The sequence below is a fragment of the Blastomonas sp. AAP25 genome, from assembly GCF_001295965.1.
Lineage (GTDB): Bacteria > Pseudomonadota > Alphaproteobacteria > Sphingomonadales > Sphingomonadaceae > Blastomonas > Blastomonas fulva.
Window position 1 is genome coordinate 444,252 of the sequence record NZ_LJHP01000005.1, and the last position, 14,337, is coordinate 458,588.

Annotated in this window: 12 protein-coding genes; 4 read left to right on the forward strand and 8 right to left on the reverse strand. The window is 66.7% G+C overall.

Annotation, left to right across the window (positions count from 1 at the left end):
* Nucleotides 1-8: 8 nt before the first annotated feature.
* From IP68_RS06795 to IP68_RS06810, 4 genes are all read right to left on the reverse strand, one after another.
* Complete coding sequence (locus IP68_RS06795) at nt 9-1,292, reverse strand: ABC transporter permease (RefSeq protein ID WP_054134189.1); 1,284 nt, start codon at nt 1,290-1,292, stop codon at nt 9-11.
* Nucleotides 1,289-1,945, reverse strand: a complete 657-nt coding sequence (locus IP68_RS06800; RefSeq protein ID WP_054134190.1) for an ABC transporter ATP-binding protein — start codon at nt 1,943-1,945, stop codon at nt 1,289-1,291. The genes IP68_RS06795 and IP68_RS06800 overlap by 4 nt, the downstream gene beginning before the upstream one ends.
* 16 nt (nt 1,946-1,961) lie before the next feature.
* Nucleotides 1,962-2,324, reverse strand: a complete 363-nt coding sequence (locus IP68_RS06805) for a hypothetical protein (RefSeq protein WP_054134191.1) — start codon at nt 2,322-2,324, stop codon at nt 1,962-1,964.
* A gap of 106 nt (nt 2,325-2,430) precedes the next feature.
* On the reverse strand, nt 2,431-2,847 hold the full coding sequence (locus IP68_RS06810) for a MerC domain-containing protein (RefSeq protein ID WP_156317962.1): 417 nt from the start codon (nt 2,845-2,847) through the stop codon (nt 2,431-2,433).
* A 78-nt stretch (nt 2,848-2,925) separates the two neighbouring features.
* Here IP68_RS06810 and IP68_RS06815 point away from each other — a divergent pair, with 78 nt between their 5' ends.
* The 4 genes from IP68_RS06815 to IP68_RS06830 all read left to right on the forward strand — a co-directional run bounded on the left by IP68_RS06815 (nt 2,926) and on the right by IP68_RS06830 (nt 8,979).
* Nucleotides 2,926-4,167, forward strand: a complete 1,242-nt coding sequence (locus tag IP68_RS06815; RefSeq protein ID WP_082382179.1) for a GTP-binding protein — start codon at nt 2,926-2,928, stop codon at nt 4,165-4,167.
* 3 nt (nt 4,168-4,170) lie between these two features.
* Nucleotides 4,171-4,737: a DUF1826 domain-containing protein gene (locus IP68_RS06820; protein WP_054134193.1), complete on the forward strand. Its 567-nt coding sequence runs from the start codon at nt 4,171-4,173 to the stop codon at nt 4,735-4,737.
* A gap of 10 nt (nt 4,738-4,747) precedes the next feature.
* Nucleotides 4,748-6,748 carry a TonB-dependent receptor domain-containing protein gene (locus IP68_RS06825; protein ID WP_054134194.1) on the forward strand — a complete coding sequence of 667 codons (2,001 nt, stop codon included), beginning with the start codon at nt 4,748-4,750 and terminating at the stop codon, nt 6,746-6,748.
* A gap of 98 nt (nt 6,749-6,846) precedes the next feature.
* The gene (locus IP68_RS06830) at nt 6,847-8,979 is read left to right on the forward strand and encodes a S46 family peptidase (protein WP_054134195.1); all 2,133 of its coding nucleotides are present in this window, start codon (nt 6,847-6,849) and stop codon (nt 8,977-8,979) included.
* A gap of 50 nt (nt 8,980-9,029) precedes the next feature.
* Here IP68_RS06830 and IP68_RS06835 read toward each other — a convergent pair whose 3' ends face one another.
* The 4 genes from IP68_RS06835 to IP68_RS06850 are packed head-to-tail and all read right to left on the reverse strand — an operon-like array spanning nt 9,030 to nt 14,335.
* Nucleotides 9,030-10,949 (reverse strand): TonB-dependent siderophore receptor, encoded by a 1,920-nt coding sequence (locus IP68_RS06835; RefSeq protein ID WP_231683773.1) that lies wholly within the window; start codon nt 10,947-10,949, stop codon nt 9,030-9,032.
* Nucleotides 10,900-12,168 (reverse strand): DUF3526 domain-containing protein, encoded by a 1,269-nt coding sequence (locus IP68_RS06840; RefSeq protein WP_082382181.1) that lies wholly within the window; start codon nt 12,166-12,168, stop codon nt 10,900-10,902. Before IP68_RS06840 ends, IP68_RS06835 begins: the two co-directional genes overlap by 50 nt.
* Nucleotides 12,165-13,613 carry a DUF3526 domain-containing protein gene (locus IP68_RS06845; protein WP_054134197.1) on the reverse strand — a complete coding sequence of 483 codons (1,449 nt, stop codon included), beginning with the start codon at nt 13,611-13,613 and terminating at the stop codon, nt 12,165-12,167. Before IP68_RS06845 ends, IP68_RS06840 begins: the two co-directional genes overlap by 4 nt.
* Nucleotides 13,610-14,335, reverse strand: coding sequence for an ABC transporter ATP-binding protein (locus IP68_RS06850; RefSeq protein ID WP_369814827.1), 726 nt, complete (start codon nt 14,333-14,335; stop codon nt 13,610-13,612). Before IP68_RS06850 ends, IP68_RS06845 begins: the two co-directional genes overlap by 4 nt.
* Between the last annotated feature and the right edge of the window lie 2 nt (nt 14,336-14,337).

The window sequence follows — 14,337 nt, forward strand, 5'->3', positions numbered from 1 at the left end:
AGGTGTCCTCAACTGTATTTTGCCAGGGTTTCGGCCAGATCGACCCGGAAGATGCGGATGGCGGGGATCGCTGCCGCGACCAGCCCGATGGTCAGCGCCGCGCCGAGGATCACCGCCTCGCCGGGAAGGAAGCGTAGCGCCGAAATGCCAAGTTCGCTGATCGTCGGGAAGGCGCTGGAAGCTGCCGCCATCGCCGCGTGCGCGAGCGCGATTCCTCCGACTGCGCCGATCGCCGCGATCAGCAGCCCTTCCACCAGGATCGTGCCGAACACCGCCCCCGGCGTCGCTCCCATCACCCGCAGCAGCGCCAGATCGCCCTCGCGCGCGCGGGTCGCGCTCCACAAAGCGACGAACAGGCTGAGCCCGGCCGACAGCGCGAGCAGCCAGCCGAACAAGCGCGCGCCCTCGATCACCGAGCCGAACAGCCCGAGCAGCCGCGCTGCCTCTGCCGCGGGCGCGGCGGCCTGCAATGCGGTCTGGCGGTTGATCTGGGTGGGCAGGCGCATCGCGGCGGCCGCGTTGCGATAGCGCACCAGGATCGCGGTGATCTCCGGCTGCGGGGCTTCTGCCTGCAGCGCTTCGTCATGATGCTCGGAGTCGTGATCGTGATCGTCATGATCGGCGTGGTCATGCCCGGCTTCGCCCTCATGATCATCATCGTGTTCGTCATGCGCGATCCCGTGCACGTCCCACACCGATTCAACCGAGGTGATGATCAGCCGGTCGAGTGCGGTGCCAGTGGGGGCCAAGATTCCGACGGTTTCGAACGGCGCATGGTCATGGCCCTGTTCGCCATCGGGGTCGGTCTCAAGGCCATGGCTGCCAACGAATTTCTGCCCCAGCCCGGCGCCGGTGCGCCGCGCGACATCCGCGCCGAGCACGACCTCTGACGGCCTCGCGAAAGCGCGGCCTTGCGCGATCCTCGCGCCGTAGAGATCGAGCAGGCCTGAATCACTCCCGACAATCCGGAAACCCTCGAAATTGTCGCCCAGCGCCAGCGGAATAGCCTTGCCCACGCCGGGGTCGGCGCGCAGCCGCGCCAGCTCGCCCAGCGGGATGTTTCCGGTCGGCTGGTCGATATGATAGACGCTCGACAGCACCAGCTGCAGCGGCGACCCCTTTGCGCCGACCACCAGATCGATGCCGCGCGCATCGCGCTCGAACCGCTCGCCGGCCTGTGTGGCGAACTGCAGCAGCAGCACCAGCGTTGCAACCGCAATGCCCAGCAGCAGCGCGTTGAGCCCGACCGTCAGCGGGCGGTCGCGCATATACGCCCATGCCAGCCGGATCATGCTGCAGCCTGCGCGGCCATCGGGCCGATCTCGCGCACCGAGGCGACATGATCGCGCAGCCGGTCGTCGTGCGTCACGATCAGCAGGCTTGAACCCGCCTCGCGCGCGCACTCGCGCAGCAGCGTGACCACCTTTTCCATGTTGGCATGATCGAGCGACGATGTCGGCTCGTCGGCGATGATCAGGTCCGGCTGGCCGATGAGCGCGCGGGCGATCGCAGCGCGCTGTGCCTCGCCCTGGCTGAGCTGGCGGGGAAGGGCATGGGCGCGGTGGCCAAGTCCCAGCCGCTCGATCAGCATCGCCACGCGGTCGCGCCCGCCGGTGCCCCCCACAAGTCTTTGAGCGAGCAGGAGATTGCCGGTGAGGTCGAGCGCCGAGACCAGCCGCAGCGTCTGGAAGACCAGCCCGATTCGGCGCCTGCGCAGATCGTCGCGCCGGGCGGGGCCGAGCCCGGTCATGCTCTCGCCCGCGATGGCGATGGTGCCGCTGTCGGGCGTGAGCAGCCCGCACACCAGATTGACCAGCGTCGACTTGCCGCTGCCCGATGCGCCAATCAGCAGGCTGTGTTCGCCGGGCTCCATGGCAAAGCTGAAATCATCTAGGATCGGGCGTCCGGCATAATGGAACGCGACGTGCTGAAGCAAAAGGCTCATGGCTGGGACGGGGCGATCAATCCTTGGTCGCCGTGAAGCGCCGGGACTGGCTTGCGGCCGCCTCAACCGAAACCGGAACGAAGCCGGGTGGGGTCTGGGGGGCGCGCTCGGCACGCTGCGATGCGGCTGCCGGGTCGGTGGCGTTGTTCGCCTGATCGGTCCGCGCCGGCGCGCTCTGGCGCGCATCCCGAGCGCTGGCGGCCTGCCGGGTGGAAGGTGGCTGGCTCTGCTGGTGATCCTGTGGCACGCCCCAGGATGCATTGAGCCCGAAGGGATTCACCCGGGTGAAGCCGAAGCCTTCCAGATCACATGAGGATGCCGCAGGGGCGGTGCCGGCAAATGCCGTCACGGCGAGCAACAGGACAAGGGATTTGCGCATCGGGGACACCTCCGTCAGATCAGAGTGCGACGATACAACATAACCAAGATGAAACGCAAAAGCTTTCAGGCCGCGGTCGGGTGATTTCGGGCGGATTATCGGTGCATCAGGCGCAACGCTGGCCAGGACCGTGGCGTGCCAGCCAGTTTGCCACATGCGCGCCGGCGAGCATCAGGCTTCCCAGCGTGCTCATCGTGGTTTCGACCGGCTCTGGTACCGGCAGCACCAGCGCCAGCACCAGCGCACCAAGCCCGGAAAGTCCGGCGATGAACACCCCGATCCGCTGGTGCCGCGCTGCGGTCAGCAGCAGCCACGCGCTGACCGGCCCTGCGATCAGCACGATCCACAGATGCATGTCGAAGGGCAGTGCCAGAGCATGGCTGAGCCAAGGCGAGCCTGCCAGCAGCAGCGGCAGCGCAAGGCAGTGGATCAAGCACAGGATCGACGCGGAAATCGCCACGCCCTCGGCAAAGTCAGCCGATTTCGGCGCACGCACGGCGCCTGCAAGGCTGCTGGGAATCATCTCCACTTCTCCACTTGTCGAACTGCGCACGAGCCTATAATGATATAACGTTACATAGCAACACCAGAAAGGTTCCCCATGCCCACGCCGATATCCGCCCTGGACCGCAAGCTGCCCGTCACCGTGCTTTCTGGCTTCCTCGGCGCGGGCAAGACCACGCTGCTCAACCACATCCTGGCCAATGTCGAGGGCCTGCGCGTCGCGGTGATCGTCAACGACATGTCGGAGGTGAACATCGACGCCGCTCTGGTGCGCGGCGGCGAGGCGGCGCTCAGCCGGGCGAGCGAGGAGCTGGTCGAGATGACCAATGGCTGCATCTGCTGCACGCTGCGCGACGATCTGCTCAAGGAGGTGCGCAGCCTCGCCGAGGCGGGCAGGTTCGATTATCTGGTGATCGAAAGCACCGGCATCTCCGAGCCGCTGCCGGTCGCGGCAACCTTCAGCTTCCGCGACGAGTCAGGCGAGAGCCTCGGCGATGTCGCCACGCTCGACACCATGGTGACCGTGGTCGATGCGGTGAACCTGCTCAACGATTATGCCAGCCACGAATTCCTGGCTGATCGCGGCGAATCCCTCGGCGAGGACGATACGCGCAGCCTGGTCGCGCTGCTGGTTGAGCAGATCGAGTTTGCCGATGTCATCATCGTCAACAAGGCCGAGGACGTTCCCGCAGAGCATCTGGCGACCGTCACCAAATTGTGCGCCTCGCTCAACGCCGATGCGCGGATCATCCCCGCCAGCCGCTCGAAGGTCGATCTTGCGCAGATACTCGGCACCGGGCTGTTCGACGACGACCGTGCCGCAGAGCATCCCTTATGGGCCAAGGAGCTGTACGGCTATGCAACCCATCGGCCCGAGACCGAGGAATACGGCATCGAGAGCTTCGTCTATCGTGCGCGCCGTCCGTTCGCGCCCGATCGCTTTTATGCCTTTCTGACCGGAGACGGGCTGGAAGGTGTTGTCCGCGCCAAGGGTTTCTTCTGGCTGGCGACGCGCACCGAATGGGTCGGCGAACTCGCGGTGGCGGGATCGCAGACGATGACGTCGCGGCTGGGCCGCTGGTGGGCATCGGTGCCCAAGAACCAGTGGCCGCACGACAACCAGTTCGAGGATTTCGTCGCGCACAACTGGGATGCGGTCTGGGGCGACCGGCGGCAGGAACTGGTGTTCATCGGCATCAATATGGACGAGGCGCGGCTTCGCGCCGGACTCGATGCCTGTCTGGTCGACGCCGAGGGCTATACCCCCGATGCCTGGCAGCGCCTCGCCGATCCGTTTCCGGCCTGGGGCGAACAGGCCCGTGTCCTGGAGAGCGCCTGAGCCATGACCAGTGCATCTGCAACTCTGAACCATCCGCCTGCCATCACAAGCTGGCAGGACATCTTCGATCCGGACACCCGGATCGTCATCGACCCCGAGGCCGTGCTGCTGCGGTGGGACGAGATCGCGCCGCTGCTCGATCTTGCCCCCTTCGGCCATCGCGCCGCTGGTCCGCCCGACACGGTGGCACAGGCGCTGCCGCCGATGCCTCCAGCGCTCACTGCTGCGATCACCGATCTCGCCACCCGCTTTGCCGCGCTGATGCGGTGCGAGACGGTGCGGGTGCGGCTGGAGGGGGTGACCGGCAATGCCTGTCGCAAGGTGCACGCCGACTATACCGATCTCAGGCTGATCTGCACGCTGGCGGGGCCGGGCACCGACTATACGCTGGGCGATGTTCCCGACGCTCCGCTGCAGCGCATTGCGACAGGCGCGGTCGCGCTGTTCAAGGGGCAGGCATTTGGCCCCGGCCATCGCGCCTGCCTGCATCGCTCGCCGCCGATCGAGGGCAGCGGGGACAAGCGGCTGGTGCTGGTGATCGATACGCCCGACCGGCATCCAAATGGCTAACGGCGCGCGCATGCGATGGGCGGCCTGGCTGGCGGCGAGCGTCGCGATGCCCGCGTCCGCGCTGGCGCACGACACCGACCCTCCCGTCATCGATGACCAGCAGCCCGCTGACGATCGCCCCTCCGCCGAACAGGCTAATGCACTGGGCGAACAGGGCCGCGCGAGCGAGAATGCAGTGCGCGCCGCATCGGACGGGTTCGGGGTCAGTGTCGGGCGAGAGACCATCGGGATCTACAGCGCGGCCGAGGTGCGCGGTTTTTCTCCCACACGGGCGGGCAACATCCGCATCGAGGGGCTGTATTTCGATCAGGTCTGGGGGCTGACCAGCCGCATCCGCCGCTCGACCACGATCCGGGTGGGGCTCAGCGCCTTCGGGTTCGATTTTCCAGCGCCGACCGGCATCGTCGATTACAGCTTTCGCAAGCCCGGCGACAGCGCATCGCTCGCCGCGCTGGTCGATATCAACAGCTTTGGTGCCGCAGGCGCTGAGGTCGATGTCAGCCTGCCGCTGATCCAGGACAAGCTCGCGCTGGGGGTCGGCGCGGGCGTCTATCGCAACGCCTTCTACAACGCCACCGACAGCGTCCAGCATATCGAGGCAGTCTCGGTCAGGATCACGCCGAGCGACCGGATCGAGATCATCCCCTTCTGGGCGCGGTCGGACCTGTATGGCGACGAGGCGGGGCCGATCTACATCCCCGCCGGCGACTTCCGCCCGCCGCGCGTGCCGCGCCGCCGCTATTTCGGGCCGGACTGGGCGCGCTACCGCGGGGTCGCGATCAACTACGGTGCCTTCGGACGCGCCGATCTGGGTGATGACTGGGAGCTGCGCGGCGGTCTGTTCCGGTCGCTGTTCGATGACGCGCGCGCCTTCACCAACCTGATCTTCGATCTGACGCCGCAGGGCGAGGGCGCGCAGCTGATCCTTGCCGATCCGCCGACCAAGCTTGCATCGACCAGCGGCGAGGTCAGGCTGAGCAAGGTCTTTGCCGAGGCCGAGCGCACGCATCGCATCACCGTCAGCCTGCGCGGGCGCGACCGGGGGCAGGTGTTCGATGGCGCCGCGCGGATCGATCTGGGGCCGGTCCGCATCGGCGAGGTGCTCAATCCGCCCCGGCCCGGTTTCGCCTTCGGGCCGCAGGCGAATGACAGCGTGCGGCAATGGTTTGCGGGCGCCGCCTATCAGGGCCAGTGGCAATCGGAGGGCGAACTGACGCTGGGCCTAAGCTACAGCGACTATCGCAAACGCGTCGACCAGCCGGTGTTCGGCACGGTGAGCACGCGCTCAACCCCGCTGCTATACAATCTCGGCGTCGCGATCACCGCGATCGACAATCTGGCGATCTATGCCAGCCACACGCGCGGGCTTGAGGAAAGCGGGGTCGCGCCTGCCTTCGCGCTCAACCGCAACGAGGCGCTGCCCGCGATCATCACCCGCCAGTCCGAGGCAGGGCTGCGCTACCAGATCAGCCCCGATGTCCGGCTGGTTGCCGGCGTGTTCGATCTGCGCAAGCCCTATTTCGATCTGGATGTCGACAATGTCTTCCGCGCGCTGGGCGATGTGCGCAACCGCGGCATAGAGCTGTCGCTCTCAGGCAAGGTCACCGGCAACCTCAGCATCGCGCTGGGCGGCGTGCTGCTGGATCCCAGGGTGACCGGCGATGGCGTGCGGCTGGGGCGGCTGGGCCGACGCCCGGTGGGAACGCCGCGCGAGCGGATCGACATCAATCTGGACTGGCGCCTGCCGTTCCTCCCCGGGGTTTCGGTCGACACCGGCATCAGCCATTCCGGCAGGCTGCCTGCGACGATCGACAATGCCGTGTTCATCGAGGCGCGCACGCTGGTGTCGCTGGGCGGACGCTATGCGTTTGATCTGGACGGAACGCCTGCGACCTTCCGCGTCTCGATGAGCAATGTCTTCGATGTCCGCGGGTTCGATCTGCGCGGCCCGGGGGCTTACGACATCTTCGACGGAAGGCTGGTCAGCGCCTATCTGACGGTCGATCTGTGACCCTGGCGTCCTGCCATTCCACCGCGCTTGCCCAGCCGATTTGCCCGGTCTATCTGGGCGACCATCCATCGCTTTTGCGATCACCCGGAGGTTCCTTAATGCGTCATACCCTGTTGCTTGCCACCACCGCGCTACTGCTTTCCGCGCCTGCCTTTGCCGAAGAGGGCATGTGGCTTCCTGGCCAGACCCCTGCGCTGGGAGACAAGCTCAAACAGGCGGGGCTCGAGCTATCGCCCGCCGATCTTGGCGACCTCAAGACCGCGCCGCTCAACGCCATCGTCTCGCTGGGCGGGTGCTCGGCCTCGTTCGTCAGCCCGGAAGGTCTGGTCGCGACCAATCATCACTGCGTCTATGGGTCGATCCAGTACAATTCCAAGCCCGGCCAGGATTATCTGACCGATGGATTCCTGGCCCAGACCAACGCCGACGAGGTTCAGGCCGCGCCGGGATCGCGCATCTATGTGATCGAGGACCTGCGCGACGTCACCGCGGCGATGACCAAGGGTGTCACCAGCAAGCTGTCTGGCCTCGACCGCTACAACCGGCTGGAAAGCAACCGCAAGAGCCTGATCTCCGAATGCGAAAAGCAGGCCAACCGCCGCTGCGACGTTCGCCCCTATTTCGGCGGGCAGACCTATTTCCTGCAGCAGCAGCTCGAGATCAAGGATGTCCGGCTGGTCTATGCACCCGCTGGCGGCATCGGCAATTTCGGCGGTGAGACCGACAACTGGCAGTGGCCGCGCCACACCGGCGATTTCGGCTTCTACCGCGCCTATGTCGCACCCGATGGTTCGTCGGCGCCGTATTCCAAGGACAACGTGCCCTACAAGCCCAAGTCGTGGTTGAAGATTGCCGACAAGCCGTTGGAGGAAGGCGACTTCGTGATGGTCGCGGGCTTCCCCGGCGTCACCCAGCGCCACTGGACCGCCGCCGAGGTTCGCCACAATTTCGAGCAGGTCTATGCCATCGACCAGCAGCTGCGTGCCGATTATTCGGATGCGATTATCCAGGCGGTGGCGGGCAACAAGGATGCCGAGATCAAATACGCATCGATCCTCAAGGGATCGGACAACTACAAGAAGAAGCTGCTGGGTGAGATCGCCGGGGCCGATGCCATCGACCTGCTGGGCCGCAAGGACCGCGCGGATGCGGATTTCCGCGCCTGGGTGGCGGCGGACCCTGCGCGCACCCGCCAGTACGGCAAGGCGCTCGCCGATCTCGACGCGCTGGTCGCCGAATCGAACCAGGCCCGCGTAGACAGCCTGCGGCTCTCGACATTGGGCCGCGCACAGCTGCTGTCGGCAGCAGGAACGCTGTATCGCTGGGCGAAGGAGCGCGAAAAGCCCGATGCGCAGCGTGAGCCCGGCTTCCAGGATCGCGATCGGCTTTCGATCCGCGAACGCCTGACCCAGATCGAGCGCCGCTTCGATGCAGGCGTCGACCGAGTGCTGTTCGAGCAGGCTTTGGGCGAATATGCCAAGGTGGCGGCGGACAAGCGCAATGCGCCGCTCGAAACCAAGATCGCCGCGATCGGCATGGATCGGATGTACGCCGACACCCAGCTGGGCGACACCGCGCAGCGCATCGGCTGGATGGACAAACCCGCATCCGCGTTCGAGGCCTCGACCGATCCGTTCATCCAGCTCGCGGTGGCTGCCTATCCGGGCGCCAAGGCGGATGAGGACAAGGCCAAGGAGCGGGCAGGACGGCTGCAGGCAGCCCGCTCGCAGGTGATGGCGGGGCAGCTCGCCTTCGCCAAATCACAGGGCCGCACTTTGTACCCCGACGCCAACGGATCGCTGCGCTTCACTTATGGCAAGGTCACCGGAAAGCAGCGCGACGGCCTGATCTGGACGCCGTTCACCACCGCGGAAGGACTGGTCGCCAAGCAGACCGGGCGCGGCGAGTTCGATGCCCCCAAGGCTGCGATCGACAAGCTCAAGGCGCGCGACTTCGGTTCCTACACCGACGCCAAATTGGGCACGCTGCCGGTCAACTATCTGTCGACCGTGGACATCACCAACGGCAATTCGGGCTCGGCGACGCTCAATGCGCGCGGCGAGTTCGTCGGACTGGCGTTCGATGGCACGCTCGATGGCGTGGTGTCCGACTGGTCGTACGATGCCGCAATCAACCGTACCATCCACGTCGACAGCCGCTTCATGCTGTGGACCATGGAAAAGGTCGATGGCGCGCAGCGGTTGCTGAGTGAAATGGGCGTGGCAAAGTAAGCGCTCCAGGCGGGCGGGGCTTAGTCGCTCCGCCCGCTTGCGTTCCCGCGTCAGAAATCGACGGTGAGGAACATCGTCAGCTGGCGCGGCGAATTGACCTGATAGCTGCCGCTGCCGACCAGAGCGAGATCATAGGCGTTGGTGAGGTTCTGCAATTGCACCCGCAGCAGCGCGGGGTTGTCGGCCAGATCGAACCGCCAGCGCACCCCTGCATCCAGGATGGCGCGCGCAGGCAAGGTCACGAGATTGCGCGTATCTGCGGCGCGGGTGCCGCGATGGGTGACGTTGAACGTCAGCTGCACGCCTTCCGCGCCGGGGAGCGCATATTGCGTCGCCAGCGTCAGCAGCTGCGATGGCTGGCCCAGCGGACGCCGCCCGACGCGGCCCAGCCTGACCCCATCGCCGGTGACGCGCGGTTGCATCAGCACTGCGCCCGCGACCACGGTCAGCCCCTTGGCGAGCGGCCCGGCGGCGGAAAGCTCGATCCCGCGATGGCGGACATCGCCCAGCTCGCGAAACACATTGGCCTCATCTGCGGCGAAATAGGGTTTGCGCACATCGAACAGCCCGGCGATCAGGCTCATCCCCCAGGGCGCCTTCCAGCGCAGCCCGCCATCGATCTGCGATGTCAGGATAGCAGGCAGCGCTTCGGTGCGATTGGCGGCGCTGTCGGGGGCGATGCCGCTTTCCTCGAGCCCCTTGGTGTAGCTGCCATAGACCGCCAGCCTGTCGCTGAGCTCGAGCGAGGCGGTGATATTGGGCAGCCATGCCTGATCGTCGGTGCGCGCGAGCGGGGCGCCGGGGCGATCGACCCTCTTGGCATACCAGGTGTGCTGCAATCCGAGGCTGAGACCTCCGACGCCCGCCCAGCGGCCGTCATAGGCGACGCCCGCGATCCCCTGGCGCACGGTCTCGCCGGTTTGCGGCACGAAGGTGAAATCGGGCGCGGGGATATCGAGCACCTCGTCCACCGGCGCGCGTTCGAAATCGATCCGCCCGCCGCCGCCATAGCGGCTGACCCGCTCGCGCCCGCGCACCGCGAGATGCACGGTGTGGCGGCGCGAACCATCGGCAAAGGTTCGGCTGAGGCGCAGTTCGCCGCTGGTCCCCGCGAGCGACAAGGGCGGGTCGCTTGTCACGCGGCGGATCGCTGTGCCGTCGGGGCGCATCGCGATGAAGTTCTGCGCGAAATTGGTGCTGCTGTCCGATGTCGAGCGGAACAGCCCGGCGGCGAGCTGCCATGACTCGCTCAGCCGCGCCTTGGTGAGCGCGCCGTAATGCTGCACGGTGTTGCGCTGGTCCGCCCATTCGGGGCCGGGGAAGCGGCGGCGCTCGACGCGCGGCGGCAGGAACGCGCCTTCGGGCGTGTAGAGCGGCGCGGCCTCGCGGTTGTACAGGTCGATCCGGCTCCAGAACGGGATGACCTCGATCCCCGGCGCGGGCTTCCAGCGTGCGGCGAGCGCATAGGAGCCGAAGAACGACTGGTTGCCCGGCGCGAGCTCGTCGACGAAGCCGGCCACGCCTGCCACCAGGCTGAGCTTGTCCTTGATCACAGGAATCTGCGCGTCGAGCTCGAGCCGCCCGCCGCCCCAGCTGTTGAGGCCGAACATGGTGCTTAGCACGAAGTCGTTGCCAGCTGGGCGGATCCTGTAATCGACGATCCCGGTGGGGGCGGGGAACAGATAGTTCTGCGCGGTCAGCCCGACGCGAACGACGTTGCTCTGCACCAGCCGGTCGGTGAACGAGGCCGGTCGGTCGAAATACAGCCCCTCCAGCCGGATGTTGTTGGCGGTGACCGGTGAAAAGCCGCGCACGTCGTTGCCGCTGTAGAGTCCGACGCGTTCGTTGCCGATGCTGGTGCCGAAGGCATCCTCGGCGCCGCCCGCGGCATTGTCGGTGACACGCTGAGCAAGAGCGGGGTCAGTCAGCCCCAGTGCCGCTGCCGTCAGCAGGATCGAAGCGCGGAACATCCGCAAGGATCTGGACGTCGAAGGGGCGTTCGCTGAAGAGATAGTCATAATAATACTCGCGCAGTCGCGTATGATAGGCGCGGATGCGCTGTTGAAATGCAAGCTGGGCGGTGACATCCGTCCCCGCTAGCGCAGTCATGGCCTGCGCGATACCCGCTGGTGGCAGCACCCAGCCCGCAGCCCGGGCATAGGCTGCGCGGCCCGCGATGCCGTCGCGATAGGCCTGCGATTGCTTGGCAACATGCACATCGCCCATGTGCTGAAAGGCGAAATACCATTTGTAGTGGAAGGTGGGCGGCAACGCGCTTCCGGCTGCATGCTGCGGATAGAGCGCCAGGAACGCGTCCATCGTCTGCTCGCGTGGGCGATCCCACGCGCCGTGGACGAATTCGCGATTCTCGCGCGCCAGCGCCGCACCATCGGGCACCGGTACGGCGGCGTTGATCACCAGATTGGCGGCAGCGGGAACGACCAGTGTCAGCGCGAACCAGATCGACGCGAGGGTCGCTGCGTTGACCACCGAGCTTGCGCCGCGCCGCGCCACCAGCAGAATGACCACCGACCAGAACAGGCACGCCAGCGTGATCAGCCCGCCGAAGGCCAGCGCGCGGGGCAGGGCGGTTCCTGCCAGCACGGCACCCACTGCAAACGGGATCAACAGCGCGGCGAGCACGCCTGCGATCCGTACCGCAATCCGCACAGACCAAAGCCGTCGTCGCGCCCTGGGGAGAGCGGACAGCATGAACAGCCGCCCCGCCTCGCGCTCGCCCGACCAGAGGTCATGCAGCAGCGCGATCAGCACCAAGGGCGCGATGTAGATGGTGATGAACACCAGATCGAACCGCCCGGCCAGCGACAGCTCGGGATTGGCACTCTCGTTTTCATACAGCTGCGCTTCGAGCGAGAGTGAGCGCACCCGCAGGATGGCAGGCGCGATGTCGCGGTTGCCCAGCGCGGCGAAGGCGAGGTCCGATGGCGGATCCCAGACGGGCTGGAACCCGTAATAGGCGCCATAGCCGGCATCCTTCACGAAGCTGGCCACCGCTTGTTCTTCGGCGGGCTGGCCTGCAAGCATGCGTTCGATCATCGCCTGATCGCGTGCGACATTGGCAAGCCCGATGGCGACGCCTGCGGCGGCGAACACCGCCAGCAGCACCAAAGCGGCAAGCGCAGCGCGGTTGCGGCCCAGCAGCCAGATTTCACGGATCACGCTGCTCATGCGCCGAGCCTTCCCATCCGCCGCGCAGCCAGCGCCAGCCCGCCCAGCGCCAGCACGATCCACAGCGCCAGCAGCGCCAGCGAGGGCAGCATCGCTGCCATGCGAGCCGATGCCGAGGGCGCGGCGAAATCAAACCGGGGCATGGTCTTCCAGAAGTCTGCGGAAATGCGCGTGCGCCGGTCGGCCAGCGGGTCCTTGCTGCGCGCGTTGTCATCGGCGCCGGACACCGCGGTGGCCTGAAGGCCGTTGAGCCTCTGCACCAGATCGAAGCGATAGGCTTCCGCCGCATTCATGAACGCCGTGTGGGTCGTCAGATCAGTGGCGGCGCCGACCATCGACGCGTTGCGCACCGACAGCGCGGGGCTCAATACGCCTGCCCAGGCCAGCCAGCCGGACTGGCGCGCGCGGATGGCATCGGCGCGCGCGGCATAGTCCTTGAACAGCTGCGAGGTGATCCGCTCGCCCTCCTGAGCCAGGCGCCCGCGATAGTTGAACGGCAGGTCCTCGGTGCGGGTGACGCCATATTGCTTGAGCAGGTTCGCCTTGAACGCGGCGAAATGCGGATCGTTGGGGTTGTGGCTGTCGCCGATGCGGCGCAGGTCCGCGGCAATCGCAAGTTCGGTGTCGACCCGGCTGGGCAGCGGATCGGCAACGCCTGCCCAACCTGCCGCGGCGCGCGGCACCAGCACCACGATCAGCGCCCAGGCGGCGATCAGCGCGATCAACGCGCCCTGCGATGTTCGCGCAATCGCCGACAGCGCCACGATGCCCAGCACCCAGGCGGCGAGATACCCGGCATAAGCGAGCGCGATCACCAGCGCGACGGCGGCTTCATGCGGCTGGCGCAGCGCCGCCCAGCCCAAGGCCACCAGCGCGGGTGTCAGCGCGAGCAATGCGACCAGACCCAGCGCAAGCGCCTTGCCGCCGACGATGCTGCCTGCGCTTGCGCCATGCGCCGCCAGTGCGCGCGGGCTGCCGCGCTCGCGCTCGCGCGCGACGGTCGCAAAACCCAGGAAGATCAGCAGCAGCGGCGCCAGTGTCTGCAGCACGAACGCCGGGGTCAGCTGGCCGAAGCGCAGCAGATCGGATGATTCACGCGCCGCGCCGAAGGTCGCGCTGTTCTGCCGGTGCCCTTCGAGAAACACCACCGTACCGGTGAAGGAATCGACGCCCGGATCGAACGCGGCGAGCGGCCCGACGGGGCGCAGCGCATAGGTACCATAATGCACCATGCGGTGCGGGTGGCGGTCGGGCTGCGCCTCGAACTGCTCATCGGTCTCGGTCTGCGCCTGCGCGCGCGCCCTGGCGGCCTCGGTCATCTGCACCGCAGAGGTGACCGCCGCGATCGCCGACAGCAGCAGCAAGGTCACGACCCCGACCAGCGCCAGCCGCGACCGCAGCATCAGGCGCAGCTCGGCTGCGGCAATGATCAGGCTGCGGTTCATTTCACGCCCACAAAGCCGTCGTGCAGTGTGTTGAGATCAAAGCGCGGACCGGTCTCTTGCGCGCGCCATTCATTGGCTATCCGTCCGCCCGCGATCAGGCCGATGCGGTCGGCGGTATCGGCTGCGCCCAACAGGTCGTGCGTGACCATCAGGATCGAGACCCCGCGCGCCGACAGCGCTTCGAGCAGCGCGTGGAAATCCGCTGCGGCTGCCGGGTCCAGCCCCGATGTCGGTTCATCGAGCAGCAGCAGCGGTGTGTTGCGCAGCAAAGCGAGCGCGATTGCGGTCTTCTGCCGCATCCCTTTCGAGAAGCGCCCGGCGCGCTGGTCCCAGGCGGTGGCGGCCAGGCTGACGCTCTGAAACGCCTGCTCGATATCCGCGCGTGGCCTGGCGCAATCGGCAACTTTCAGGAAATACTCGACATTCTCGCGCGCGGTCAGGTGATCGTACAGCGCGACATTCTCGGGCAGATAGGCAACCGATGCGCGCACCGCATCCGGGCTGGAGCGCGGGTCCTGCCCGCAAACGGTGAGCGTTCCCGACGAGAACGGCAGAAAGCCCAGGATCGCAAACAGCGTGGTCGATTTGCCCGCGCCATTGCCACCTAGCAGCGCATAGATTTCCCCCGGTGCCAGCGACAGGCAAAGACCGTCGACGATGCGCCGGTCCCCGCGTTCGACAACCAGATCGGCGATGGCCAGGGTGCAATCGGTCACCTTAATCC

Excerpts from the sequence above, each read along its gene's own strand:
- IP68_RS06795 (WP_054134189.1), bottom strand. The coding sequence starts at position 1,292 with ATGATCCGGCTGGCATGGGCGTATATGCGCGACCGCCCGCTGACGGTC.
- IP68_RS06800 (WP_054134190.1), bottom strand. The coding sequence starts at position 1,945 with ATGAGCCTTTTGCTTCAGCACGTCGCGTTCCATTATGCCGGACGCCCG.
- IP68_RS06805 (WP_054134191.1), bottom strand. The coding sequence starts at position 2,324 with ATGCGCAAATCCCTTGTCCTGTTGCTCGCCGTGACGGCATTTGCCGGC.
- IP68_RS06810 (WP_156317962.1), bottom strand. The coding sequence starts at position 2,847 with ATGATTCCCAGCAGCCTTGCAGGCGCCGTGCGTGCGCCGAAATCGGCT.
- IP68_RS06815 (WP_082382179.1), top strand. The coding sequence starts at position 2,926 with ATGCCCACGCCGATATCCGCCCTGGACCGCAAGCTGCCCGTCACCGTG.
- IP68_RS06820 (WP_054134193.1), top strand. The coding sequence starts at position 4,171 with ATGACCAGTGCATCTGCAACTCTGAACCATCCGCCTGCCATCACAAGC.
- IP68_RS06825 (WP_054134194.1), top strand. The coding sequence starts at position 4,748 with ATGCGATGGGCGGCCTGGCTGGCGGCGAGCGTCGCGATGCCCGCGTCC.
- IP68_RS06830 (WP_054134195.1), top strand. The coding sequence starts at position 6,847 with ATGCGTCATACCCTGTTGCTTGCCACCACCGCGCTACTGCTTTCCGCG.
- IP68_RS06835 (WP_231683773.1), bottom strand. The coding sequence starts at position 10,949 with ATGTTCCGCGCTTCGATCCTGCTGACGGCAGCGGCACTGGGGCTGACT.
- IP68_RS06840 (WP_082382181.1), bottom strand. The coding sequence starts at position 12,168 with ATGAGCAGCGTGATCCGTGAAATCTGGCTGCTGGGCCGCAACCGCGCT.
- IP68_RS06845 (WP_054134197.1), bottom strand. The coding sequence starts at position 13,613 with ATGAACCGCAGCCTGATCATTGCCGCAGCCGAGCTGCGCCTGATGCTG.